Source organism: Streptomyces sp. NPDC049970 (assembly GCF_040660235.1).
Classification (GTDB): domain Bacteria; phylum Actinomycetota; class Actinomycetes; order Streptomycetales; family Streptomycetaceae; genus Streptomyces.
This window is the reverse complement of sequence record NZ_JBFALP010000001.1, coordinates 679,994-705,506: the sequence shown is the minus strand read 5'-3', so window position 1 is coordinate 705,506 and position 25,513 is coordinate 679,994. Positions and strand designations below refer to the sequence as shown.

Here is a 25,513-nt window from a genome sequence, read left to right as displayed (position 1 = left end):
GAGGCAGGTGACACCCATGACCAGCGCAACCCCCGTATCCGTCCCGGCGGACGCCCCCGCCCGGCCGTCACCGCGGAGCCCGGCAGCCGCAGCGCCCGCACCCACGGCCCGCACGTCGGCCAGACGCCGTCAACTCGGTGCCTGCGGCGTCCTGATGACCCCCTTCTTCGTACTCCTGGTGACCGTCTTTTTGATCCCGGTCGCCACCGCCGTCCGCCTGAGCTTCTTCAGCGACGACCAGCCCGGCCTGGGCTTCGGTCCTGAGCGCACGGTCTTCGCGGGGCTCCGCAACTACACCGCCGTACTGGCCGACCCGACGTTTCTCGCCGGACTCGGCATCGTGGCCCTGTACTGCCTGGTCTACATCCCGCTGATGGTGATCGGCGCACTCGCGCTGGCGCTGCTGCTGGACTCCGGGGTGGTCCGCCTCCGGGGCACCGTCCAACTCGCGCTGTTCCTGCCGCACGCCGTGCCCGGCATCATCGCGGCCCTGATCTGGCTGTACCTGTACACCCCGGGCATCAGCCCGGTGATCGACCTGCTCGGCAGGGCCGACATCACCGTCGACTTCCTCGGTGTGCACACGGTGCTCCCGTCCATCGTGAACATCGCGCTCTGGAGCAACCTCGGCTACAACATGGTCGTCTTCTACGCCGCGCTCCAGGCCGTGCCCCGCGAGGTCGTCGAAGCCGCGGTCGTCGACGGCGCCGGCCCGGTGCGTACCGCGCTGCGGGTCAAGGCGCCGCTGGTGCGGTCGTCGACCGTGATGGTCGCGATGTTCACCCTCATCTTCGCGCTCCAGCTCTTCACCGAGCCGATGCTGCTCAGCCAGTCCACCCCGATGATCAGCTCGCGGTTCTCGCCCAGCATGTACATCTACGACGCCGCCTTCACCCGGAACAACTACGGTCTCGCGGCGGCAGCCTCCGTCATCCTGCTGCTGTGCACGATCGCGCTCTCCTACGGCGTCACCCGCTGGACCAACCGCTACGACGCCGCCGAGGAGGGCGCCCGATGAACGCGCCGACCGCATCCCGCACCGCGTCGCCCCTCCGCCCCCGGCTGCTCGGGCGTTCCGTCGTCAACGTCGTCGTCCTCGTGTCGGTGCTCTACACCCTGCTGCCGGTGCTGTGGCTGGTGCTGGCCGCCGCCAAGGACCGGGACGCCCTGTTCAGCAGCAACATCCTCTCGCTGAGCGACTTCTCCTTCGTGCGGAACATGAAGGACCTGTTCGCTATGGACGGCGGGCTGTACGGGCGCTGGTACGGCAACAGCCTGCTCTACGCGGTACTCGGCGCCGCCCTCGGCGCACTGGTGAGCATCGCGTGCGGCTACGCCTTCGACAAGTACCGCTTCGCACACAAGGAGAAGCTGTTCGGGCTGGTACTGGCCGCCGTGATGGTGCCGCAGACGGTACTCGCCCTGCCGCTCTACCTGATGGCGTCCGCCGCGGGTCTGGTGAACACCTTCTGGGCGGTCTTCATCCCCGTCCTGTTCAATCCGTTCGGTGTCTACCTGGGGCGGATCTTCAGCCAGGGATACGTGCCGGACGAGGTGCTCGAAGCCGCCCGGATGGACGGCGCGGGCGAACTGGCCGCGTACTTCCGCGTGGCGCTGCGGATGCTGGGGCCGGGGCTGGTCACCATCTTCCTCTTCCAGCTCACGGCGATCTGGAACAACTTCTTCCTCCCCATGGTGATGCTCTCCGACCAGGACCTGTATCCGGTCAGCCTCGGCCTGTACTCCTGGAACAGCGCCGCGTCCGTATCGCCCGAGTACTACCCCGTGGTGATCATGGGGTCGCTGCTCGCGGTGGTGCCCCTGATCCTCGCCTTCGCCCTGCTCCAGCGTTTCTGGCGGTCCGGGCTGACGGCGGGCGCCGTCAAGTAGCCCGTACCGCCCCGCCCGGACGACCGCACAGGAGAACCATGCCCAGTACTCCGCCCGCCCGCCGCCGGCCGCGCGCCGCAATCGCCATGGGAGCGGACGCCGCAGCCGCGGTGCTCTCCCCTGACTCCCTGTCAGCGCTGGCCGGGGTGTGCGAGCTCGCACCCCTGCCGGCCATCGACGACTTCACCACCGGGGCCTCCCGCGCCGTACTCGCGGACACGGAGGTCCTGGTCACCGGCTGGGGCTGCCCGCCGATCCACGCCGGCGTGCTGGACTCGGCGCCCGCGCTGCGGGCCGTGGTGCACACGGCGGGCACGGTGCGCGGCCATGTGACCGAGGCCTGCTGGGAGCGGGGCATCGAGGTCTCGTCGGCCGCGGCGGCCAACGCCCTGCCCGTCGCGGAGTACACGGTCGCCATGGTCCTGCTGTCCGGCAAGCGGGTCCTGGAGCGGGCCCGGGACTTCCGCGCCACGCGGACGCGCGACGCCTGGCTCGCCACCCCCGCCGACGTGGGCAACTACCGCCGCACGGTGGGCATCCTGTCCGCCTCGCTGATCGGCCGGCGGGTGATCGAACTTCTGCGCCCGTACGACCTGCGGGTACTCCTGCACGACCCGTACGTCACCGACGCGGAGGCGGCGGCCCTGGGAGTGCTCCCCGTCGGCCTGCCCGCGCTGTTCGCCGAGAGCGACGTGGTCAGCGTGCACACACCGCTGCTGCCCGCGACCACGGGGCTGGTCGGCCGCGGACTCCTCTCCTCGATGCGGCCCGACGCCGTCCTCGTCAACACCTCCCGGGGCGCCGTCGTCGACCAGGACGCCCTCACCGACGTGCTGCGGGCCGGGCGGATCCGGGCGGTGCTCGACGTCACCGACCCCGACCCGCTGCCCGACGACCATCCGCTGTGGGACTGCGACAACGCGATCATCACCCCGCACCTGGCGGGGTCGCAGGGCAACGAACTGCGGCGGCTGGCCGACCTTGCCGTCGGCGAGGTCGCCCGCTGGGCCGCGGGCGACGGCTTCGCCCATCCCGTACGACGCGAAAGGCTGGCATTCCTCGCATGAGCTCCACCCCCTTTCAACTCCCCTCCGAGGACCGTGGTCGGAGCCCGCACACCGGCTACACCCGGGCACACTGGGAGGCGGCGGCGGACGGTCTCCTGGACGCGGCCTGGAAGTGGGCCACTCCCGGCCGGGCCATGCTCGACCTGCCGGGCCGCCCGTCCCGCTCAGGTGTGCGCTCCGACGGCCTGGAGGGATACGCGCGCACGTTCCTGACCGCGGCGTTCCGGGTGGCGGGCGCGGGCGGCGAGGACCCCCACAACTGGCTGGAGCGCTACGCCGACGGGCTCACCGCCGGTACCCGCACGGCCGGGCGGGACGACACCGAGTCCTGGCCGCTGATCCTGGACCACACCGTGTTCGGCCAGCCGATGGTGGAGTCGGCGTCGGTGGCGATCGGGCTGCGCCTGACCCGCCCCTGGCTCTGGGACCGGCTGGACGCGGCGACCCGGGACCGGACGGAGGAGTGGCTGCGCGGCGCGCTGCGGCACACCCCGGCGCCCAACAACTGGTACCTCTTCCCCTTCTCCGTGGCCGGCTTCCTCGAGTCGGTCGGCCGCGGCGACGCCGAGACCGCCCGTGCCCGGCAGCGGGCGCTCGACCTCCTGGAGGGCTGGTACCGAGGCGAGGGCTGGTACGCCGACGGGGACGGCCGGGCCTTCGACCACTACAACGGCTGGGCCCTGCACCTGTATCCCGTACTGGACGCCTTCCTGTCGGGGGACGCGGAGCTGTCCGCGCGCTACGGCGCGCGGCTGGAGGAGCACCTGGAGAGCTTCTCGCTGATGTTCGGCGCGGACGGCGCCCCCATGCACTTCGGCCGCTCCCTCACCTACCGCTTCGCGGCCGGTGCGGCGGTGGCCATGGGCGCGGTGTCCGGACACACCCCGCTGGCTCCGGGCGTCTCACGACGGCTGGTCAGCGGCTCGCTGAAGTACTTCCTCGACCGGGGAGCGACCGGGGACGACGGTCTGCTGAGCCTGGGCTGGCACGGACCGCACGACGCGACGCTCCAGGTCTACTCCGGTCCTTCGTCGCCGTACTGGGCGTCGAAGGCGTTCGTCGCGCTGCTCGCACCGGCGGAGCATCCGCTGTGGACCGCGCCCGAGGAACCCGCCCCCGGTGAGGGCCCGGACCGGGTGCTGTCCCTGCCGTCGCCGGGGCTGCTGGTGCAGTCGACCCGGGCGGACGGCATCGTGCGGCTGCACAACCACGGCAGCGACCACGTCAGGCCGCACGAGGGTGAGACCGCGGCGGTCTCGGACCCGCTCTACGCGCGCCTCGCGTACTCGACGGCCACCGGCCCCACGGCGTCCGCGAACACGGCGGACAACCATCTGGCGCTCCAGCTCGCGGGCTCACGCAGCAGCAGGGTCCGGATCCGTCCGCTGGGCGCCGGGCACGGCGAGGGCTGGGGCTGGGCCGCGTCCTGGCACCGCCCGGTGTTCCCGGAGGGCCCGCCCACCGCGCCGGGGCTGCGGGTGGAGAGCGTGACCGTGGTCAGGGGGCGGTACGAACTGCGGGTCCACCGGGTCGTCGGCGCCCCCGCGGGCGCACGGGCCGAGCAGACGGGATGGGCGACCGACCCCCGGGGCCCGGTGCGCTCGGCGCTGCACCCTCTGCACGGCTGGGCCGACCGGGACGACGTACGCGCGCCGCAGGGCACGGCGTTCACGCGCTGGGCCGTTCTGCCCCGGCTGGCCGCCGATGTGGAGGGCACGGAGGTGCTGGTGGCGCTGGCCTCACTGACGGCGGATCCGGCCGCCGCGCCGCTCGACCAGGCGGTGAGCGCGGTGGACGTGGACGTCGACGGGGGGACGGTCACGGTGCGCTGGGCGGACGACGGCGCGGTCACCCGTGTCTCCTTCGCCCCGCTGGAGGTGACCCACCGCTTCTGAGGACGGTCGGCGGCCGCCGACGCGTTTCACCCGTCGGCGGTCTCCTCAGGCGTCCGTGCGGATCACCACCGCGAGGGTGCGGGGACCGTGGACGCCCTCCACCCGTTCCAGTTCGATGTCGGACGTGGCCGACGGACCGCTGATCAGGGTCGTCGGCCGCTCGGGCACCAGCCTGGCCACCGCCTCGGGCACACCCACGACGACCGACGAGAGGTCGACCACGCACACATGCACGTCGGGGACGAGGGACAGGGCACGCCGGCCCTGGTCGGGTGACCCGTCCAGGAAGATCGTGCCGGTCTCGGCACAGCTGACCGCCGAGGCCGTCACCACCGCGTCCAGGGCGTCGAGGCTCGGTGCGGGGATGTCCGCCGAGTCCCGCTGGACCTCGCCCTCGTAGGCCGTGAGCCACCGCTCGTCCAGCCCGTCCGGAACGCCGATCCGCCGGGCGCCCCGCTCGCGCAGGATCGCGGCGATCGCTTCGGCCGTGCGGTCGGCGGTGCAGGGGTGGACCCGAGCCTTGTAGTCGACGAGCCGGTCGGTCAGGAGCGTGAGGCGTTCGTCGTCAGGCAGCGTGCGCCCGGTGCGATAGGCGCGGGGGATCTCCGGGCCGGGGACGGGGGCGAGGGCCAGGGCGTCCCTGATCCGGGCCAGCACCGTCTCGCGCGCGCCTGTGGTGGTCACCGGCCCTCCTCGGTGTCGTGGGTTTCCTCGGCGATGTGGCGGGCGCCCTCCTCGGCGGCGGCGCGCATCGTCTCCGCGCCCTCGGCCGATGCCAGCCAGGAGCGGAACGACCTCTTGGGCGGGGCCGCGGTGTCGCGGCTGTCGCTCCAGCCGCTGAGCGGGGCGGGCAGCCGCGAGATCGTCGCGTCGCGTCCGCCCACGACCCGGCCGAGGGCCGCGGCCTTCTGCGCCGCGGTGTACAGGCCGGTCCTGCTCATCACCCCGGCGGCAGCCTTCATGGCCAGCTTCTCCGCCGTGGTACCCGACCGCTCGGTGTGCTGGTGGCGCAGTTCGACGAGCATCGAGGGAATGTCGATCTTGACGGGGCAGGCGTCGAAGCAGGCGCCGCAGAGACTGGAGGCGTACGGCAGCGAGCTGTTGGGGTCGTCCTTCGCCGCGTGCATACCGGCGAGCTGGGGGGTGAGGACCGCTCCGATCGGACCGGGGTACGTCGATCCGTACGCGTGTCCCCCGGCCCGTTCGTACACGGGACAGACGTTGAGGCAGGCCGAGCAGCGGATGCAGTTGAGGGCCTCGCGGCCGATCGTGTCGGCGAGCGCGGCGGTGCGGCCGTTGTCGAGGAGGACCAGGTGGAAGTTCTGGGGTCCGTCACCGGGGGTCACTCCCGTCCACAGCGAGGTGTACGGGTTCATCCGCTCGCCGGTCGAGGAACGCGGCAGCAACTGGAGGAAGACCTCCAGGTCCTGGTAGCGCGGCAGGACCTTCTCGATGCCCATGACGGTGATGAGGGTGTCGGGCAGGGTCAGGCACATGCGGCCGTTGCCCTCCGACTCGACGACGGCGAGGGTGCCGGTCTCGGCGATGCCGAAGTTGGCACCGGAGACCGCCACCCGGGTCGTCATGAACTTCTCGCGCAGATAGGCGCGGGCCGCTGCCGCGAGGTGCGCCGGCACGTTGTCCAGGTCCGGGTCGACGCCGGGGATCCGGTCGAGGAAGATCTGCCGGATCTCGTCGCGGTTGCGGTGGATCGCGGGCACCAGGATGTGCGAGGGCCTGTCGTCGGCCAGCTGCACGATGAGTTCGGCGAGGTCGGTCTCGTACGGGGTGATGCCGACCGCTTCGAGGTGCTCGTTGAGGCCGATCTCCTGCGTGGCCATCGACTTCACCTTGATGACGTCGCTGCTGCCGGTCTCCCGGATCAGCCGGGTCACGATCTCGTTGGCCTCGACGCCGTCACGTGCCCAGTGGACGGTGCCGCCGCGCTCGGTGACGTTGCGCTCCAGCTCCTCCAGGAGTTCGGGGAGCCGGTTCATCGTGTCGGTCTTGACGGCCGACCCGGCGTCGCGCAGCGGCTCCCAGTCGGGGAGTTCACCGGTGACGTGGAGCCGCTTGGCGCGGATGGTCCGGGTGGCCCTGCCGAGGTTGCGGCGAAGCTGCTCGTCGCGCAGCTCGTGGCGCGCCGCCTCGGGGAACGTGCGGTCGCCCCGCAGGTTTCCCGTTCCGTACGGGGAGCGGGGCGGGGCGGCGGGCATGCCGAGGAACGTGCTCATCGGGCGGCCTCCAACGGGGCGTACGGCGCGGTCCGGGTGGATCCGAGGATCTGGGCGAGGTGCAGGGTGCGCGTGCCGGACCGGATGCGGGAGAGCCCGCCGCCGATGTGCATGAGGCAGGAGGAGTCCCCGGCGGTGCACACATCGGCCTTCGTGCGGGCGATGTTGCTCATCTTGTCCTGGAGCATCGCGGTGGAGGTCTCGGCGTTCTTGACGGCGAAGGTGCCGCCGAAGCCGCAGCAGGATTCGGCCTCGGGAAGCTCGACCAGATCTATGTCCTCGACGGCGCGCAGGAGACGCAGCGGTTTGTCGCCGACCCTGAGCATCCGGAGGGAGTGGCAGGTGGGGTGATACGTGACGCGGTGCGGGAAGTACGCGCCGACCCGGGTGACACCGAGGACGTCCACGAGGAGTTCGGACAGCTCGTACGTCTTGGCCTTCACCTCGGCCACCCCGGCGCGGAGCGAGGCGTCGCCGTACCGCTCGGCCACGATCTCGTGCTGGTGCCGGACGGAGCCGGCGCACGATCCGGACGGCATGACGACGGCGTCGATCGAGGCGTCCCCGAACTGCTCGGCGAAGTTGCGCACCAGCGGGACGGGTTCGCGCTGGTAGCCGGTGTTGACGTGCATCTGGCCGCAGCAGGTCTGGCCCGGCGGGAACACCACGTCATGGCCGAGGCGGGCCAGCAGCACGGCGGTCGCCCTCACCGCCTCGGGGAAGAGGGTGTCTCCCAGACAGGTGGCGAAGAGTCCGATGCGCATGGGGCCTCCCCGGTTGTTTATGGTCGGACCATACTAGCCTCGGTCCGCTCAGGGAAGCGCGCGGGCGCACACGACCGCGGGAACGCCGGACGGGAGCGGGAACGGTGCGCGCGCCGTTCCCGCTCCCGTCGACAACAGGCCCGACGCCCCCTAGGGCGAGCCGTCCCCGTCGACCAGCGTCCCGTGCAGGCCCCGGATGTGCTCCTCGACCAGGTCCGCCGCCTCGCCGCCCCGCCCCTCGCGCACCAGTCGCAGCAGCTGGGCGTGCTGGTCGTTGAGTGCGCCCGCCGTCGTCGGCCAGTCGTCGACCGCCTCCAGCGCGCGGAGGATCAGCGGGCGGACGGACTCGCGCACCGCCGAGGTGAGAGTGGAGGTGAGCGCGTTGCCGGAGCTCCCGGCGACCAGTACGTGGAAACGGGTGTCGAGATCGTTGAACTCGGCCACACCCAGGTCCGGTTGCCCCATCCGGCCGACGAGCCGCTCCGCCGCGTCGAGGTCCTCCGCACCGGCGTGCCGGGCGGCGGCCTCCCAGCTCGACCGCTCCAGCACGACCCGCGCCTCCAGCACGTCGTGCAGGCTGTAGCTGCCGAGTGCGAAGTGCAGGCGCAGCAGGCGGCCGAGCGCGTCGTCGGGGTTCCGGACGATGCGCGCGCCGGAGTCCGGGCCGCGCCCCGGTTGGGCGACCAGTACGCCGATGGTCTCCAGGACCCTGAGCGCCTCGCGCAGCGCGGAACGGCTGACGCCGAGCACCGGCGCGAGCTCCCGCTCGGGCGGCAGGCGGTCACCGGCCTTGAGCTCTCCGGCGAGGACCTGCTCCTCGATGCTCCGGAGCACGAGCTCGTGGGTGCGGGACTGCCGGACGGGTTGCCACTCGACGGGCATCCGTTACTCCCTGTTCCGGGCGATACACATGGAACGACTATGTCACACAGGGTGTGTGGTCGGACCAAAGCCCGGAAGGGCGGACGAGGTGCGGAAGGTCTCAGCGGCAACGCGGCACCCGGCTCGCCGAGCGCGTCCGTCGCGGGTCGAGGAGCTGGCCCGCCATCCCGGCCACCACCAGGCCCGCGGCGATGAGCAGGCCGTGGCCGATGAAGATCCCCGCCAACAGCGCGACCACCCCGACGGCGAGCCACAGCAGCACGAGGCCGTCGTGGCGTCCGCGCGAGGCACCCCGTCGGGGCGCGACCGGGTGTTCCGGGTCCCCGGTTCGCGGCCGGCTCTCGGTGCCGCCGGGCCGCTCGTCGTGACGGGACCTCCGGTCCCGAGGACCGCTCGACCGCTCGTCGTCGTGGGGCCGTTCCTCGATGCCGCTCAGCCGCTCGTCGTAGTGGGGCATGGTGACTCCCTCCCGGATCAGAACCCGTTGGGCCGGTTCCATCGTCGCGGCGGACGGGGGCCGCCGGCCATAGGGGGCGGCACCCATCTTGGGCGGGGCCGACCATGCAGACGCGGCCGCGGAACCCCCGCACGGCCGCGCGCCGCCGCGGAGCGGCGATAGTTGAGGCAGTGGTCACCCGCGTACCCGTCCGAAGGAGGCCGTGCGGTCTTGTCCCTGTTCTGGCGCATCTTCCTGCTCAACGCCGCGGTGCTGGTCGCCGCCGGGGCCCTTCTGCTGCTCGGCCCGATCACCGTCTCGGCCCCGGTGGTGCTGACCGAGGCCCTCATCCTGGCGGGCGGCATGACGCTGATGCTCGGCGCGAACGCCCTGCTCCTGCGCCTGGGGCTCGCCCCGCTGCAGAGGGTCACCCGGGCGATGGCGACGATCGACCTGCTGAGCCCGCGTCCCCGTCCCGAGGTCGCCGGGGAAGGGGAGGTCGCGGCCCTGATCGAGACGTTCAACAGCATGCTGGACCGCCTGGAGGCGGAACGTGCGACCAGCAGCGCCCGAGCCCTCTGGGCGCAGGAGGCCGAGCGGCGCCGCGTGGCACAGGAACTGCACGACGAGGTGGGCCAGACGCTCACAGCCGTACTGCTAGAACTGAAGAGGGTCACCGGCCACGCCCCGGATCCGCTGCGTGAGGAGCTGGCCCAGGTCCAGGAGATCACCCGCGGCAGTCTGGACGAGATCCGGCGGATCGCGCGACGGCTGCGTCCCGGGGTCCTCGAGGAGCTGGGGTTGGTCAGCGCGCTGACGGCCCTGACGACCGAGACGCCGACGCCCAACGGCCTGACGATCAGGCGCCGGATGGAGAAGGACCTCCCCCAACTGGGCGAGGAGGCCGAGCTGGTCGTCTACCGCATCGCCCAGGAGTGCGCGACGAACACCGTCAGGCACGCCGGGGCGGCCCTGCTCGAACTCTCCCTGCGCCGGAGCGCGGTCGGCGTCGAACTCCGCATCCGTGACGACGGCCGTGGAATCGGGGACGCCCCGGAGGGCGCGGGTCTGCGCGGCATGCGCGAACGCGCCCTGCTCATCGGCGCCAAGCTGACCATCGGCGACGTCGCCACGGGCGGCACGGACGTACGCCTCGACGTGCCCGTACGGAACGGAAGTGACTGACCCATGGCCCACTCCCCCGCCGGCTCCGGGAGAACCCGCATCCTGCTCGCCGACGACCACGCCCTGGTCCGCAGAGGCGTGCGGCTGATCCTCGACGGCGAGCCGGATCTCCAGGTCGTCGCCGAGGCGGGCGACGGCGCCGAGGCCATCGAGATGGCGCGCGCGGAGCGGCCGGACCTGGCCGTGCTCGACATCGCGATGCCACGGCTGACGGGCCTCCAGGCTGCTCGCGAGCTCTCCCGGACCATGCCGGAACTGCGCATCCTCATGCTCACCATGTACGACAACGAGCAGTACTTCTTCGAGGCGTTGAAGGCGGGCGCCTCGGGGTTCGTACTGAAGTCGGTGGCCGACCGGGACCTCGTCGAGGCGTGCCGGGCGGCCATGCGGGACGAACCGTTCCTCTATCCGGGCGCCGTCACAGCCCTGATCAGGAACTACCTGGACCGGGTGAAGGAGGGGGGCGACGTGCCGGCGCGGGCGATCACCGAGCGCGAGGAGGAGATCCTCAAGCTGGTGGCGGAGGGACATTCGTCCAAGGAGATCGCGGGGCTGCTGGTCATCAGCGTCAAGACGGTCGAGCGGCACCGCGCCAATCTGCTCCAGAAGCTGGGCCTCCGTGACCGCCTGGAACTCACCCGGTACGCGATCCGGGCCGGGCTGATCGAGCCGTAGGAAGGGTCCCGCCGGGCGCGACACCGCGCGAACTCCGTTTCACAGGCGGCTCGGCCACCTGGGACGTGACTACGACCACGCTGTGCGTTTCATACGATTCTCAGCCTGGGCGCCTACGGTGCTCTTGTGACCCAGACGACCCCGCCCGGCTGGCATCCAGACCCCGGGCACTCAGGAATCGGCCCCGCACAGGAACGCTGGTGGGACGGGAGCCGCTGGACCGACCAGCTCCGGATACCTCCCGCGACGGTCCGGAGCCGTCGCATTCGCATCGGGGCGGGCATCGCCGCCGGTGTCGTCCTCCTCGCGGCCGTCGGCGGCGGCGCGTACATGCTGGGCAACGGCTCCGACGGCGCGAACAGCGACTCGGCCGGCGCCCCCCGGAACCCCGCCGAGAGCCCACGCCTCCCGGGTGCACCGGACGGCGGCCAGGGCGGCGGCGGGAACGGCGGGCAGGACGGCGGCGAGGGCGGGAACCCGGACCAGCAACTGCCGCAGACCGAGAAGGGGTACGCCACCGACGCGGCCAGCGGCATCAGCATCCCCGTGCCCGACGGCTGGACCGGCCAGTCGGGCCCGATCGGCGCGGGCCTGACGACCGGCGAGTACGCCTGCCCCGGCGACACGGACCAGAAGTGCGTACGGGGCGGGGTGTTCTCCGCACCGGCGCAGGCCCTGAAGATCGAGGAGACCACGGCGAAGGCCGCGGCCGAGGCCGACATCAAGGCCAACGCCGAGGAGTCGTACGGCGAGAAGATCTACGGCGGGATCACCTCGCACGAGGAGCTCAGGTCCGAGGCCGTCACGGTCGCCGGGCAGAAGGGCTACGCGGTGCGCTGGAAGGTCGTGACGAAGAACGGCGACGACGGCTACGTCGAGTCGCTCGCGTTCCCGTCGCCCAACATCAAGAGCATGCTGGTCGTCATCCGTTCCGGCTTCGACGTCAACGCGAAGGCACCGAAGCTCTCGGTCCTGGACGACATCACCGAAGGCATCAAGAAGGCCGAAGGAACCGGCGCGGCCGCCGGTTCCGGCGAGACCGCCTGAACACTTCCCCCGCACGACGGAGGCCGTACCGGACACCCCGGTACGGCCTCCGTCCGTCGCGACGCCCCCGAGGACCGGGGGTGAGCCCTGCGCGGCTCCGCAGAACCCGTGAAACGCGCGAAGGGCTGGAGCGGATTCCTCCGCTCCAGCCCTTCGGACTGCGACTCTCTCGAGTCGGGACGACAGGATTTGAACCTGCGACCCCTTGACCCGAGGAGTAGAGGCCAACGGCATTTTCTGGATGTAGTGGACCCAGGGTGGATAGTGTGCGCAGCAGGCTCCCTAGTGCACCATCGCGCACATCATGTGGTCCCCAAGCCGCCCCCGTGGAACCCTGCAACGCCACCCCGGCCTCGCCGCGCTCTGGCACGGATGACACCACCGCTCCTTTGACCACTCCCTCGTACGGCTCGACCTGCACGGACGAGATTTCCGGCAAGGGCACGGCCGCCTTCCGCTCGGTGTCCAGCTGCTCTCTCAGGCGACCGGTTCGAGCGCGGCGCCGTTCAGTACTCGGGCTCGCTCACGATCTCCGCGGTCAGCCCGGCTCGGCGGACCGAGGCCACCAGCTCGGAATCGCCGGACACCAGAACGACCGGGTGGCCGGCGCCGTCAGCCTCGCGAACGAGGGCGAGCAACTCGGCCCGGCGGGCTGCCTGGTCCGCCTCGGCCGTGCGCACGGTCCAGCCCAGTTCCTCCATCCGAGCCCGGAACCTGGCCAGTTGCGGCGCGTCGGAACAGAGCATGACCGTCGTCCCGGCTCCGGCCGCGATGAGGTGCCCGCGCAGCGTCGCCAGGTCCGGACGGCGCGGCAGGCGGTTCAGCCACCACTGGTCGGCGACGGCGACCTTAGCGGTCCCGGTGCGCACACCGGCCGGGACCGGTGCGAGGGGACGGTTCGGCGCCGCCGAACACGCTGAAAGATTCCCGGCCGTCATCAGCTCCAGCTGGGTCAGGCCTCCGTCGAATCCGGTCACCAGCAGTCCGCGGGTATTGGGCAGCAGGCGAAGCGGCGTGCCGGTCATCACCAGCCGGGTCAACGGCTTCGGGTCCGCATCGGACGGTGCGTCGGGCCACAGCACGACCGAACCTTCACTCGTGGTGGCGGCCACAGCTCCCGCACGGGGCAGGGGCGCGAGGGACCGCACCACGGAACGCTGCCCGAGCTCCCCGACCGTCCACGGCCGGGCGTTGGTTCGCAGCGGCAGACACCGCACGCCGCCCTCACTGTCGCCCGCGTACAGCCGCTCACCGTCCGGCGAGAACGCCAGCGCCCGCCCGTGGCCGTCGAGCCGGCCCAGCGGGGTACGGCCACGGGAGTCGAGATCCCAGAGGCAGACCTGCCGGTCGTGCCCCGTCGTGGCCGCGCACCGCCCGTCCGGAGCGGTGGCCACCGCGCGCACCCGCAGGGGACGGTTCCCGTGGGTCCCCAGGGACTCGGCGGTGCCGGACACCAAGTCCCACACCTCCACCTCTCCCGTGGCTGTGGCCGCGACGAACCGCCTCCCGTCCGGCAAGGCGGCAAGTGTCTCGTAGCCGCCCGCCGTCGCGCGGGTCAGCCGCCGCGGCGGCCCGGGGGCGACGATGGACTCCTGCACCCACAGGTCGCGCTTGCTCTGGGCGATCCACACCAGCGGGCCGTCCGCTCCCAGCAGCAGCACGGCGTGTACCGCGGTGCCGGAGATCCGCACCGGGCGCGGAGCGGTGTCGCCGTTCGTCAGATCCCACCGGTGGACGCCGCGTCGGCCACCGGTGATCACCCGGGTGTCCGGATCGACCGCCGCGACGGCCCAGGTGTCGATGCGCGCCCTGTCGCTCGGCGGGGATTCCTCGTCGTCGAGCCGCCCCCGCAGGACCAGCCCGTCCTTCCCGCCGCTGATCACCGTGGTGGGGGACGGCGTGCCGCCGTCGGGCGACGTCCGTGGCACGCAGCAGGCGACCGCGGTCACCGCGCGTTCGTGCCGCTGCAACGGTCGCGGGGCCGCCACACGGTCCAGCGACCAGGCGAGCACCTGGCCGTCCACAGCCCCAGCGACGACGTTCTGCCCGTCCGGGGCGACAGCCAGAGACCACAGGCGCAGATCGTGCCGCCCCACCTCGCGAGGACCGGCCTCGGGATCGTCCAACGGCCAGGCCAGCAGAGCGTTGCCCTGGTCGATGCCGACGACCTCCCGGCGGCCGGGCGCGACGGCGAGGGCGGTGATGCCGTCACCCGCCGGCAGCGGCGTCAGCTCCACCGCGTGCGAGGGGTAGTCGAGGTCGTAGCGCCAGGCCCGGCCCTGGTTGGTCACGACCACCACGTGTCGCCCCAGCGCCACCACGGCGGACAACGGCGCCGTCAGCGTGGCCAAACACTCCCCGCCCCCGTCGCGCAGGTCCCCGACGGGCGAAAACGTGCCGGCTCCGGTGGGCCAGCGCAGCAGCCGTCCGTCGTCTCCCACGGAGACGACGTCGCCACCGTCCAGCAGTACGACGTCCCGCGCGGCGCTCAGGTGCCGGCCGAGGCGTAGCTGTCCTGCACCGTCCGGCACCCCCGGCTCCCAGGCGGTGACCACGCCGGACGCGTCGCTGGTGACGGCCCGCCGTCCGTCCGGGGAGAGGTCCACCGCGGTGATGGGCGCGGCGACCCGGCCCAGCGACGTGAGCTCCCCGTCGGCGGCGTCCGGTGTCCACAGCCACAGTCCGTCGTCGAGGCCGCCCAGAACCACGCGAGCACCGTCGGCGGACGCGGCGAGCGCCGTCACCATCCCGGCACGACTGCGCAGCCGGGGACGAGTCCGTGCGGTGGACCACCGGGTGGCCAGCCCCACTCGGTGGGTAGTCGTCGTGACCTGACGCAGGCGCGCCGCCATCAGTCCGGCCAGCGCGCTGTCCGCCCGGCCGGAGGTGCGTTCCTGGTGCAGGAGTTGTTGCGGCAGCGTCTCGGGCCCGGCGGCCCACTCCTTCGCGGGCAGTTCTCCGATCTGCTCGTGCAGGGCACGCTGCAGATCACTCAGTCGCACGCCCATCATGCTCCCCCTTCTGCCGGGGGCCGGTCTCCGTCGCCGCGCTGTTCGTTGAGCTGCGCCCGGATCAGGTAACCCCCTTCGCACTCCTCGATACTCATCACGTATCTCACCGTCGGGACGAGCCCGCGCTCACGGCGCCCGCCTTCCCAGACCAGCGTGTAGAGGCGGCCGAGGGTGGGGATCGCGACCTTGGGGAACTCGTCGCGCAGGACGTCCAGGTCGCGCTGGGCCGCCGCCCACGTGGGGTAGGCGGCCGCAGCCGGAGTTCTGCTGTTGCGGCGGACCCTGCGGAGGACGGGGTGGCCCCAGTTCGGGGCATCGCGCGGGGTCCGGGGGTTGGGAGGCGGACGGTCCTGCACGGGAGGCTTGATCATCGTCTCGACGGGTTCCACGAGCAAGGTCCACGCATCGTCGCGTCGCGCGACCCGGACACGCGCGTAGTGGCCGCGGACGCCTCGCCGTGTCTCCTCGGGCAGGAGCGCGTACCCGGTGATCCAGAGCACGCTCACGTCCCCGTCGTCCTCCAGATCGCAGAGCTGCCGGGACTGGGTGAACGTCGTGGCGATGATCCGCAACTGAGCGAGCGCCTGGTCTCTCGTGGGGAACCGGTACTGGCCTTCTACGACGGCGCGCACGGACGGATAGCGTAGGGAGGCGTAGTGCGTCCTCTTCGGGGTGGGCCGCGGGCCCCTGGTCGGCGGAACCGGACGCCGTCGCTCTGCCTGTCCGTTCTCCGGGAGTTGCACGGGGGGAAGCCCGTCCGGCCACAGCACCACGGCCGCTGCGTCGAACCGGGGCACCGCGACCAGCGCGGTCAGATGGCGTTCGAGCCGGGGCAGGCCGAGCGGGAGTTCGGCATCCTCGTGGGCGCCGATGAACGACTCCCACCAGGACCAGTCCTCCACCAGAGCGCGCAGCCACCCCATCACACGGTCCCGCGAGCCTCGGGCGTCGACGCGGTCGCCCAGAACACGGCCCAGCAGCCGCGTCAGGACGTCCGGCACGAGCGCCACGGCCAGTCGGCGGTGCACCGCGTCCCACCCCGGACCGCCCTCCAGCGGAGTCAACGCCACAACGAAGCGCTCCAATTCCGCGGTCATACCGATGCCCGGCCGGGGGACGAGGCGGGCCGGGTCGACGGCGAGCGATCCGTCCGGTGCCTCGCGCGGCTCGGCGCCCGCGAGGACGGCGTCGCGAATACTGGCGTGGCGCACCCGGACGCGGGCGTCGGGGTGACGCGGTCCGGGGAACACCAGGAACTGGCGTGCCGGCCCCGAGGCCAGCCTCGTCGGCAGATCCTCCGGCCAGGACACGGTCCATTCCGTCCCGACCGGGTCACCGGTGCGGGCGGTCCAGATGCCGGCCAGTTCTCTCTCCGTGAGCCCTTGGGGAAACAGCGCCGCGATCGTGAGGACGCGGGCGATGTCCGCCCAGTCCCGCATGCGCCGGTCGTCGCCGCTGTCGTTAACCGCCGTCCGCAGGCGGTCGAACCGGTCCTCGAAGTGCCGCACCGCGCTGGGCACCGCGTCCTCGGAGGGTTCGGGCAGCCGGCCCTCGTCCTCCCACACATCGAGACTTCCGGACGCGACGATGAACAGGCCCCCGGAGTGTTGGACCACCTGCTGCGCGATCTCGCCCTCGGCCGAGGCCGGGACGGAGCCCCCGAGCAGACGGTCGAGCGCGTAGGCACGGATCTCCTCGTCTACCTCCGGGCCGGTGAGGTCGACCGTGCGGGACGGTGAGAGCCAGGAGGGCGTCTCCGTGGAGGACAGCAGGACCTTCACCCCCCAGCCGGGTCCGGAGGGAGCGGACCGGCCACGCTGCACGATCGCGGCGATCAGGGTGCGCAGACCACCGAGATCCGCCCTCGGGTCGTCGTTCAGTTCGTTGAGGGCGTCCACGAGGACCACCAGTTGCCTGCGTTCCGCCGGCCGCCCGGGCCGGTTCTCAAACCAGGACAGAACCTGGTCGAGGCTGGGGTCGGCGCTCCCGGCCACGATGCTGATCCCGGTGATGCTGCTGGTGACGTTTCGGGCCGTGACGTTCGCGGTGACGGGGCCCTTGAACAGATCGCTCAGCCGGACGGCCGCACCCTCGCCTTCGAGGGCGCGTCGCAGACCGGCCACCAGCGCCGGCGTGGTGAGCGGACGCAGATCGGACTCACTGTCGCGCAGCAGGTCGAACGCCATGTCGACGCGGTCGTCCTCGGCCAGGGTGTCGAGGACCTGGCGCAGCAGCACCGTTTTGCCGGCGCCGGAGGGACCTTTGACGAGCAGGATCTCCGGAGCACCGGGATCCCGGGCCCAGGCGACGATCCGGTCGTGGGCCGCGGTCCGCGGGTGGATGTGGGCCCGGGTGAGGATCTTCGTCCGGGGGTCGAGTTCCTCGGGTATCGCCTCCGAACCCGTCGCGGCACCGAGCAGCAGACGCACTCCGGCGGTCCGCGGGTCCGGTCGCGGACGGGCCGCCTTGGCGACGGCTCGTGACACCCTCGCCCGCAGTTCGTCGAGGTCGTCGACGACCAGCAACCCGGGACCGGGACGCCGGGTGTCCGCCGGGACGCCCCCTGATCCGGCGAGGTCGAGCAGACGGCCGGCATAGGTCTCGTCGGCGCTGTCCGGAGCGAACACGCCGTCCGCCGTCCACCGGGCCCAGCCGGGCTCACCTCCGTCGGAACCGCCGCCTCCGCCACGCACCCGCGCACGCCAGATCCCGAGCGCCTCGTCGAACAGCGCGGCCAGCGCCTCGGGCTGGGAGGCGGTGACGATCAGTACCGGCGACACCTGGTCGTCCTCCGCCAGCAGCCAGTCGCGTACCGCGCGCCGGACCGCGGTAGGACTCAGGGGCTGCGCCGACGTCTCACGCGCTGTCATACGACGCGGTCTCCTACGAAGCGAGTCGTTGGTGGCGTCTCCACGCGGACAGGGCCCGGTGGCACTGGGCCGAGCAGCGCTGCGTCACGTGCCGGTCAGGCGTCCGTCGGCTCGCCGCGACCGGTGCCGTCCACGTCGATGCCGGTGACATGGCCCGTACGTCCCACGTTCCGCGCCGTCACCGAGGCGTCGAGGCAGCCCTGTTCCGTCCCCCACGCTCCTCTGACCGCGATGCCCTTGACCACGCCCTCGATGTCGGCCGCGTCGACGGTCGCGCGCATGCTCGTGGCCTCACGCGACTCGCCGCGAAAGGTGAGGCGCGTTCCGTAGACCGCCTCAAGCAGAGTGCGCAGCGCGCCCAGGTCGTCGGCCAGCCCCGGGGCCTGCGGGGTCAGCCGCCGGGCGTCCAGGGCGTAGGGGCCCAGCCGTCCGTAGAGGGTCTGCAGGGATCCCGCCACCTGATCGGCCAGGTCGAGGTCGGGCGTGAGTTCACCGGGGTCGCCGTCCAGGCAGACGGGCAGCGCGACCGGTTCCTCCCCCTCGCCGGATCCGGCCTCCCCGTCCTGCCGGGCCAGGCGGCGCCCGACGATGCGGTCCAAGTGGCCGAAGAGGAAGCCGAAGGCCGCAGGGAGCCCCGCCCCCAGAACTGTCAGTTCCAACGCATCGCTCACGTGTCCCCCAGATAATGACGGAGTGTCACGAACCCGTTGGGCCCGGACGGGTGTCCAGGGGCTCGCAGCGCCATCTGATCAACCGTCCAGAAAATTTGTAGCAGAAATTCACGAGATGAACGGGAGTTCACCCGAATCCGACGTACTGAGCCTCGATCCACCGGCTTGATTCCGAAGTGATCGCTCCGGGGGAGGCTTCGAATCGCCCCTTGGTTGCTCTGCGAGTTCGGTCAGGGAGCATCCGCCGGCCTGCCGTGGCCTTTGACATGTCCACAGGTCTCGGGCCCCTTTCGGGCGGGTCGGGCACGGCACGTCAGGAGTTCGGAGGCTGATGCACCGCGTGGAACAACCGGGTTAAGTACTCGCTCCAGGGCCGGCGTTCGGGCGGGTGGAGGGTGAGGCGGCGGGCAGAGCGGGCCAGGCGGGCGGGCAGGTCGATCAGGCGGTCGCGGATCGTGGCGGAGGCCGCTTCGGCGTCGAAGTCGCCAGCCGGAGCGCCGGCGGCACGGGTGAGATGGGCCGCGAGGGCGAACCAGGCGGCATTCGCCTGGAGTGCTCCCCTCCCCCTGCGCCATTCAAATCGCCGGCTGGGGCGTCGTCCGCTACACCTCCCCCGGCCTGAACCCGGTCATCACCGGTGACACCGGCTGGCCCACCGGCACGTGAGCCGTCGAAGCGGCGCAGGCTGACTTGCACTCCTTCCGCGGCACGACCCGCAACCCCGTTCACCTGCTCTGCGCCGCACGCGACCTGGCTACAGCTGTACGAGCTCTGTCCCGTCGGGTCCGGGTGTCCGGCCCGCTTCACCGAGGGAAGCGACGCGCCGGCCTGCCGGGCGCGACGTTCGTGACGGCCGGCGAACTGCGTCAACTCGATACAGAGGTAAGTGCATACAGCACACGTCCCTGCGGTCGAATAACGGTCCTGTCTCGCTGGCTGGGACTTTCCGCGATCACCAGTAGCGATGTGAGATGCATCACCCAAGGTTCGGTAAAGGCGTGGTACAAAATCGCAACTCCGCAGGTGAATCCACCAACAACCGTGCTGCGGAGGATCGGCCCCTATCCGCACCGGGCCCCGACGTGATGGCGGCGCCAAGCAGCACCGCACACCAGGGGCCGCATATCGGACAACGACGTTCGCTCAGAGATCACTCATCCGGCGACAACTCCTGTTTGCCGTCCCCGTGCCACCGAGGTAGTCATCTTGTCACTCGACTCCGTCACCCGGTCCGTCGATGAAGCCGTCAGCGGCTTCTTCGAGCCCATAGCCAAGTGGCTGGGGGAGGTGGTCTTCTACGCCGTCCCCGTAGGCGGAACCGATCTGCCTCTCATCGTCGCCTGGCTCGTCGTCGCCGGTCTGGTCTTCACCGGCTGGTTCGGGTTCATCCAGTTCCGCAAGTTCAGACTCGCCGTGGACGTGGTCAGGGGCAAGTACGACGAGAAGGACTCGGCCGGCGAGGTCAACCACTTCCAGGCGCTGACGGCCGCCGTCTCCGGCACGGTAGGCCTCGGTAACATCGCCGGTGTGGCCGTCGCCGTCTCCATCGGCGGGCCGGGTGCCACCTTCTGGATGGTCCTGTGCGGTCTTCTCGGCATGGCCACCAAGTTCGTCGAGGTCACTCTCGGCGTTAAGTACCGCGAGGTGCACGCCGACGGCACCGTCTCCGGCGGTCCGATGCACTACCTCCCCAAGGGCCTCGCCGAACGCTTCGGCAAGAACGGCAAGGCTCTCGGCAAGGTCCTCGCGGTCCTCGCGTCCTTCATGATCCTGTTCTTCGGCCTCTTCGGCGGCAATCTCTTCCAAGTCAACCAGTCCTACGCGCAGTTGGTCTCGGTCACCGGTGGCGAGGACGGCGCGCTGGGCTCCTCCGCCGGTGCCCTGTTCTTCGGCATCCTGATCGCCGCGCTCGTCGGTATCGTGCTCCTCGGCGGCATCCGCTCCATCGCCAACGTCACCAGCAGGCTCGTCCCTGCCATGGCCGGCATATACATCGCCGCGTGCCTCGTCGTCATCCTGGTCAACGTCACCGCCGTCCCGGACGCCGTGGCCACCATCATCGAGGGAGCTTTCAACCCCGAGGGAGTCGCCGGCGGTGTGCTCGGTGCACTGATCATCGGCTTCAAGCGGGCCGCCTTCTCCAACGAGGCCGGTCTCGGCTCCGCCCCGATCGCCCACTCCGCGGTGAAGACCAAGCACCCCGCCAGCGAGGGCCTGGTCGCGCTGCTGGAACCGTTCATCGACACCGTCGTCATCTGCACCATGACCGCTCTGACCATCGTCATCGCCAACCCGGCCAGCTGGGCGGAGGGCCGCGCCGGCGAAGACATCGGCGGCGTCACCATCACCTCCGACGCGTTCGAGACGGTCCTGCCCTGGTTCCCCTACGTCCTCACCGTCGCTGTGCTGCTCTTCGCCGTCTCAACGGTGCTGACCTGGGGCTACTACGGCCTCAAGTCGTGGACGTACCTGTTCGGCCGCAGCCGGACCAGCGAGCTGACCTTCAAGATCCTCTACACCGTGTTCGCCGTCGCAGGATCGCTGCTCACCCTGCAGACCCTGATCGACCTGGCCGACGCGGTCCTGTTCACGCTCGCCGTCATCAACATCATCGGCCTCTACCTCCTCGCCCCGGTCGTCAAGCGCGAACTCAACACCTTCCTGGAGTACGTAAAGGACCGGAAGGCGGGCGGACCCTCGGAAAGCGGGAAGGACCGGGAGCAGGCGGAGAACACGGTATGACCGGCTGACCGCCAGGCCCTCACGGGCCCGTGTCCCTCTCGCGCCTTCATGCGCGTCGGGCACGGGCCCTTTCGCCGCCCTCGGACAGTCACCGGACAGGGCAGCCCCAGTCGGTCAGTGCGGGTGACCTCCTGCGCTCCGCTACCACGGCGCCCTCCCTGGCAGGTCAGCATTCCAGCGGCAGGGAAACGCCGCACCACGCGTGGCAGCCGTCCCGCCGCGAGCCTGGACAGCGCACTGATCCGGCTGTTCAAAGCGTCGCCCGAACTGGAGTCGGTCATACTTGCCCGGTGGCCCGTTGCAGTAGTTCGACTGGGGAGAGGCAGCCAAAGGGTGAGCAGCGACAGCCGGAGTGTGGGGAAGGTCGCGGTGCGACTCAAGTGGGATCCCAATCCGTGGAATGAGTCACCACTGCATTTGGACATCATCGCCACCACCTATTCGGAAGCCGCCACTTACGGGCCGCCTGCTTACGTCGTCCACTTCGACAGCCGCTCACCGGACGGCACCATCAACATGAGTAGGCACAGCCAGACAGGGCAAGGCTTCGGCTACGTCGAAGAGATGACCTTGGAGCTCGATCGCCTCGCTTCCTCCTTCGCACGGGTTGTCGTGGGTGTGGCAATCCACCAGAACGACGGCCGTAAGGTGTTCGCCGACATCTCGAACGCCGGAGTCCTGGTTGCCGAGGGATACGAGGAGCTCCTCAAGGACAACTTCTCCCAGGTCAGCGGATCCTGTGCGGCAACGGTCGCTGAGTTCGTACGGCAGGCTTCCGGAGCGTGGGAGTTTCGGCAGATGATCCGCGGGTTCGACAGTGATCCGCTGCTCTTCACAGCAGAGATGGGCCGCTCCACGCAGCCATAGGCGTGTTCGTTACAGGTCGAACATGAGCCCGCAAGCCTGGTGTGCCGGTTGACACGTTTGCAGGCAGGCCTGGCGAAGGCAGAGGCCAAGGCCACGACGTCTCCCCACCACATCGCTACCAGCGGTCCTGACCTGCCATACGCTCATCCACCAATCCACTGTATGCGTGTAGCAAACCACTGAAGGCGCCGATGAACCGGCCGAGCTCCGGGAGCAGGTCAGAGGCCCCTGTGCGGGCCAGTTCAGGATGCAGGTCCCGATCACCGCAGTTGCAGGGTGACACCGTCAGTGGCAGCTTGCTCGCCGAACGTCCGCGGAGCCTCACGCTCGGCGCGAGTGAGGAGCCTGCCGGTAGCTGCGGCGCTGGTGAGCAGTCGGGCATAGCCGTCGTAGCAGTCCGCAGACGGCTCGGAAGTGCTCGTCGGCCGTCTTCGCGGAGTTCGTGGCCAAGGGCTGTCGACTCACCACGCGTTCGTCCCGTCGCATCCCGGGGGCCAGGATGCAGCCGACGCGGATGCGGATGTGCTGGCGCCGGGCAAGTGCCGGCGAGGGCGCGTCGACGAGCTGGAGAATCTATGGACGGCCTCGGCTCGAAGAGCCGACTGAGCCGGCGCCGGCTCCCCGACGCGCCTGGCATCCGTGGTGGTCCACGACGCACGTCTCCGCAGCCCGCCTATGTGCGGCTGCACCGTCCGGGTACACAGTGCTGATCAGAGGCAACTGGGAACGTGCTTCATGGCAGCGTAAGCCGAAAGGACCGCACAACCGCGAGCGTCGTTCCACCGGCGAAGACCAGCGCAAGGGTGGCCAGGCGCACTTCGGCCGCTGCCTGCTCACCCGGCTGTGCTACTCCACGGGTCGGTGCGCGTCCCGCCGGGTCGTACAGAACCGTGAGCACGTCCCCCGGGTCGGTGAAGCCGGTGCACCCCCGCCAGATCTTCATGCGCGGGGAGACTCCGGGCCCGTCTGGGTCCACCTCGCACAGGAAGCGATGCTGCTGGTGTCCCTTGCTCTCGACGGAGGTGACGTGAGCAGACTGCACCTGGCCCCGGCTGGCCAGCGCGAGCCCCGCCGCAGCCTGGGGCGCCGCCAAAGCGAGACACATACCCAGCACTCCCACAAGCCCTATGAGGATGCGCCCGGCCCGCAGAACCGCCAGATACAGCACCAGTGCGGCGACGAGCACCAACCCGGCCTCCCCGCTGCGGAGGGCCGAGGGACCGGCCCACATGCCCAGGACTCCCGCACCGGTGATCAAGGTGACGCCGAGGAACCCGACCGCGAGACCACGAGTCAGAATGCCTGCCCCCGGAACGCCGACGAACTCTGCCGGCCCCCACAGAGTCGACCGAAAATGGGCCGCGATTCCGGGAGCTGGATCAGCCCCGCGGTGGCTGTCAGGCACCTCCAAGTAGCTCCCCTCCTTTCGACCAGTGGTCCGGCCCAGCTCCGGTGTCGCGGACTGCGCCAAAACATGGTGGCGCCCGCCGCTATTCATGGCAGCGTCGGAATGCCGACACGTAGCGCCTTCTTTCCTGCCGGAATCACGCAGTCACGCGGCCGCCGCCACATACGACGATGTTCAGACGTGGTGCCCCGACGACAGGTCTGCCCAGCCCAGTGGATGCAGAGCGCTGTCACCGCGCGTCGGCACGGCCGGCTCCCCGCCCGCCTCGTTGAAGGCGGTCAAGGCGCTGACAAGGGCGAGGCGCTGGACGGGGTCGAGCCGTTCGACGATGGCGTCGATCTCCTGTTGGCGCCGTGTCGTCGCGTCCTCGACCGTACGGCGGCCCTCATCGGTGACCTGGAGCAAGGTCTCGCGGCGGTTGTCCTGATTGATCTGCCGGTCGGCGAGCCGCGCCGCGATCAGCCGGTCCACCATCCGCATCGCGGTCGAGGGGGCCACACCCAGCAGGTGCGCGAGGGTGACGAGCTTGGTCGCACCACGTGTGGACAGGACGACGAGCATGCGAAATTGCGGCAGTGTCACACGGTCTTCGACCTCGGCGAGCGAACGTGCCGACACCGCGACGAGAAGCCGTGACGCCGTCAACACCGCACGGGTCACCGCGTCCACATCAAACATGCCCTCGGCCGGGGCGCTTCGCTCAACCATGGTCCCTTTCCATCGAGTCCGCAGACCCCTCTACCCCGGCTGGCATCTCATCCCGGTGATATCGGAGGAGCAGCATTGCCGCGTCGTCGTGCAGCGGGCCGGCCACGTGCCGGACGACGTCCCCGCGGAGTTCTTCCAGAGCGACTTGCGCGTCGTCGTCCCTGAGCAGGCCGGCTCGATCCTTCAGGGGATAGAAGTGCCCTTCACCGTCGCGCGCTTCGGTCACCCCGTCGGTATACAGCAAGAGTTGTTCTCCTGGGCTGAATCCGACGCGGTGGGACTGCGGCGGCTCGCCGTCATGGATGCCCAGGCCCAGGCCCAGGCCCAGCGGCGGAGCGTACGACGGAGGCTCCGGGAATTCGATGGCGCCGTCCCGGCTGATCAGCATGGGTGCGGGATGCCCACAGTTGACCATGACGACGGTCTCTTCTTCCGGCCGCACCTCCGCCAGGAGAGCAGTCACGAACTTCTCGCCCTGCAACTCGCGGGCCACACTCCGTTCCAGACGAGCCACAAGCTTGACGAGGTCCGGTTCCTCGTGTGCCGCCTCGCGAAAAGCGCCCAGGACGACGGCCGCTGTCTCCACCGCAGCGAGCCCCTTGCCCTGTACGTCACCGATCAGCACACGCACGCCTCGAGGTGCGACGACGACCTCGTACAGGTCCCCGCCGATCCGCGCCTCGGCCACTGCTGATGTGTAGGAGACCGCCACCCTCAGGGGCCCCGCACGGCGGGGCACCGGTCTGAGCAGGACGCGTTGCGCGGCCTCGGCGATCGAACGGACACTGGCGAGCTCCGCCTCGCGTCGTTGCCGCATGACCGCAGCCACGACTCCCGCTGCGGTCACTCCCCCGACGGATGCCATGGCTGTGTAGCCGCGGCGGCCGTCGAAGAGACCGTCGTACAGGCCGAGACCGAAGCACAGCAACAGCGCCACCGCACCGATGAAGGCGGTGCGCCTCCACGTGCCGATCAAGCCGGCGAAGGCGGGTCCGAGCGACACCAGAGGAAGAAACCCCACCCCAGGCCCTGCGGTGAGATCGACAACGGCCACGACCGCCATCACCACGGCCGGCAGCCATGAAAGTACGGCCGATCCGTCCCATCGCGGGGTCGTGGTCATGGTGCTCCCGGCCGGTATACGAACAGCTACGAACCGCG

Annotated in this window: 20 protein-coding genes; 9 read left to right on the top strand and 11 right to left on the bottom strand. The window is 70.7% G+C overall.

Annotated elements, in window-relative coordinates; all coding sequences use genetic code 11:
* Positions 1-16: 16 nt before the first annotated feature.
* From AB0I83_RS03065 to AB0I83_RS03050, 4 genes are read left to right on the top strand one after another with little or no spacing between them, the layout of a single operon-like run.
* A complete protein-coding gene (locus AB0I83_RS03065; RefSeq protein ID WP_363303373.1) occupies positions 17-1,018 on the top strand; it encodes a sugar ABC transporter permease in 1,002 nt (333 codons plus the stop codon).
* Positions 1,015-1,890 carry a carbohydrate ABC transporter permease gene (locus AB0I83_RS03060; protein WP_363303372.1) on the top strand — a complete coding sequence of 292 codons (876 nt, stop codon included), beginning with the start codon at positions 1,015-1,017 and terminating at the stop codon, positions 1,888-1,890. The genes AB0I83_RS03065 and AB0I83_RS03060 overlap by 4 nt, the downstream gene beginning before the upstream one ends.
* 38 nt (positions 1,891-1,928) lie before the next feature.
* Positions 1,929-2,957, top strand: a complete 1,029-nt coding sequence (locus AB0I83_RS03055; protein ID WP_356530179.1) for a hydroxyacid dehydrogenase — start codon at positions 1,929-1,931, stop codon at positions 2,955-2,957.
* Positions 2,954-4,852: a DUF2264 domain-containing protein gene (locus AB0I83_RS03050; RefSeq protein ID WP_363303371.1), complete on the top strand. Its 1,899-nt coding sequence runs from the start codon at positions 2,954-2,956 to the stop codon at positions 4,850-4,852. Before AB0I83_RS03055 ends, AB0I83_RS03050 begins: the two co-directional genes overlap by 4 nt.
* A 45-nt stretch (positions 4,853-4,897) precedes the next feature.
* Here AB0I83_RS03050 and AB0I83_RS03045 read toward each other — a convergent pair whose 3' ends face one another.
* The 5 genes from AB0I83_RS03045 to AB0I83_RS03025 form a co-directional block, all read right to left on the bottom strand.
* Positions 4,898-5,536, bottom strand: a complete 639-nt coding sequence (locus AB0I83_RS03045) for an LUD domain-containing protein (protein ID WP_363303370.1) — start codon at positions 5,534-5,536, stop codon at positions 4,898-4,900.
* The gene (locus AB0I83_RS03040) at positions 5,533-7,086 is read right to left on the bottom strand and encodes a lactate utilization protein B (RefSeq protein WP_363303369.1); all 1,554 of its coding nucleotides are present in this window, start codon (positions 7,084-7,086) and stop codon (positions 5,533-5,535) included. The genes AB0I83_RS03045 and AB0I83_RS03040 overlap by 4 nt, the downstream gene beginning before the upstream one ends.
* Positions 7,083-7,850: a (Fe-S)-binding protein gene (locus AB0I83_RS03035; protein ID WP_363303368.1), complete on the bottom strand. Its 768-nt coding sequence runs from the start codon at positions 7,848-7,850 to the stop codon at positions 7,083-7,085. Before AB0I83_RS03035 ends, AB0I83_RS03040 begins: the two co-directional genes overlap by 4 nt.
* A 150-nt stretch (positions 7,851-8,000) precedes the next feature.
* On the bottom strand, positions 8,001-8,732 hold the full coding sequence (locus AB0I83_RS03030) for an FCD domain-containing protein (protein ID WP_363303367.1): 732 nt from the start codon (positions 8,730-8,732) through the stop codon (positions 8,001-8,003).
* A gap of 100 nt (positions 8,733-8,832) precedes the next feature.
* Entirely contained in the window at positions 8,833-9,189 is a 357-nt protein-coding gene (locus AB0I83_RS03025) for a hypothetical protein (protein WP_363303366.1), read from the bottom strand.
* A 210-nt stretch (positions 9,190-9,399) separates the two neighbouring features.
* Here AB0I83_RS03025 and AB0I83_RS03020 point away from each other — a divergent pair, with 210 nt between their 5' ends.
* The 3 genes from AB0I83_RS03020 to AB0I83_RS03010 all read left to right on the top strand — a co-directional run bounded on the left by AB0I83_RS03020 (position 9,400) and on the right by AB0I83_RS03010 (position 12,075).
* Positions 9,400-10,353, top strand: a complete 954-nt coding sequence (locus tag AB0I83_RS03020) for a HAMP domain-containing sensor histidine kinase (protein WP_356530189.1) — start codon at positions 9,400-9,402, stop codon at positions 10,351-10,353.
* A 3-nt stretch (positions 10,354-10,356) separates the two neighbouring features.
* Entirely contained in the window at positions 10,357-11,028 is a 672-nt protein-coding gene (locus AB0I83_RS03015; RefSeq protein WP_363303365.1) for a response regulator transcription factor, read from the top strand.
* 126 nt (positions 11,029-11,154) lie between these two features.
* Positions 11,155-12,075: a DUF2510 domain-containing protein gene (locus tag AB0I83_RS03010; protein WP_363303364.1), complete on the top strand. Its 921-nt coding sequence runs from the start codon at positions 11,155-11,157 to the stop codon at positions 12,073-12,075.
* Between the two features lie 506 nt (positions 12,076-12,581).
* Here AB0I83_RS03010 and AB0I83_RS03005 read toward each other — a convergent pair.
* The 3 genes from AB0I83_RS03005 to AB0I83_RS02995 all read right to left on the bottom strand — a co-directional run bounded on the left by AB0I83_RS03005 (position 12,582) and on the right by AB0I83_RS02995 (position 18,627).
* Positions 12,582-15,077, bottom strand: coding sequence for a hypothetical protein (locus AB0I83_RS03005; protein WP_363303363.1), 2,496 nt, complete (start codon positions 15,075-15,077; stop codon positions 12,582-12,584).
* Between the two features lie 5 nt (positions 15,078-15,082).
* Positions 15,083-17,956 carry an ATP-binding protein gene (locus tag AB0I83_RS03000; protein WP_363303362.1) on the bottom strand — a complete coding sequence of 958 codons (2,874 nt, stop codon included), beginning with the start codon at positions 17,954-17,956 and terminating at the stop codon, positions 15,083-15,085.
* 95 nt (positions 17,957-18,051) lie between these two features.
* Complete coding sequence (locus tag AB0I83_RS02995) at positions 18,052-18,627, bottom strand: hypothetical protein (RefSeq protein WP_363303361.1); 576 nt, start codon at positions 18,625-18,627, stop codon at positions 18,052-18,054.
* A 1,206-nt stretch (positions 18,628-19,833) separates the two neighbouring features.
* Between AB0I83_RS02995 and AB0I83_RS02990 the strand changes: the two genes are divergently transcribed.
* Positions 19,834-21,369 (top strand): alanine/glycine:cation symporter family protein, encoded by a 1,536-nt coding sequence (locus tag AB0I83_RS02990; RefSeq protein ID WP_363303360.1) that lies wholly within the window; start codon positions 19,834-19,836, stop codon positions 21,367-21,369.
* A 333-nt stretch (positions 21,370-21,702) separates the two neighbouring features.
* Complete coding sequence (locus tag AB0I83_RS02985) at positions 21,703-22,236, top strand: TerD family protein (RefSeq protein WP_363303359.1); 534 nt, start codon at positions 21,703-21,705, stop codon at positions 22,234-22,236.
* A gap of 733 nt (positions 22,237-22,969) precedes the next feature.
* Here the strand turns inward: AB0I83_RS02985 and AB0I83_RS02980 are convergent.
* The 3 genes from AB0I83_RS02980 to AB0I83_RS02970 all read right to left on the bottom strand — a co-directional run bounded on the left by AB0I83_RS02980 (position 22,970) and on the right by AB0I83_RS02970 (position 25,475).
* Entirely contained in the window at positions 22,970-23,641 is a 672-nt protein-coding gene (locus AB0I83_RS02980) for a hypothetical protein (RefSeq protein ID WP_363303446.1), read from the bottom strand.
* 177 nt (positions 23,642-23,818) lie between these two features.
* Complete coding sequence (locus AB0I83_RS02975; RefSeq protein ID WP_363303358.1) at positions 23,819-24,352, bottom strand: MarR family transcriptional regulator; 534 nt, start codon at positions 24,350-24,352, stop codon at positions 23,819-23,821.
* Positions 24,345-25,475, bottom strand: coding sequence for a PP2C family protein-serine/threonine phosphatase (locus tag AB0I83_RS02970; RefSeq protein ID WP_363303357.1), 1,131 nt, complete (start codon positions 25,473-25,475; stop codon positions 24,345-24,347). The genes AB0I83_RS02975 and AB0I83_RS02970 overlap by 8 nt, the downstream gene beginning before the upstream one ends.
* Positions 25,476-25,513: the final 38 nt, after the last annotated feature.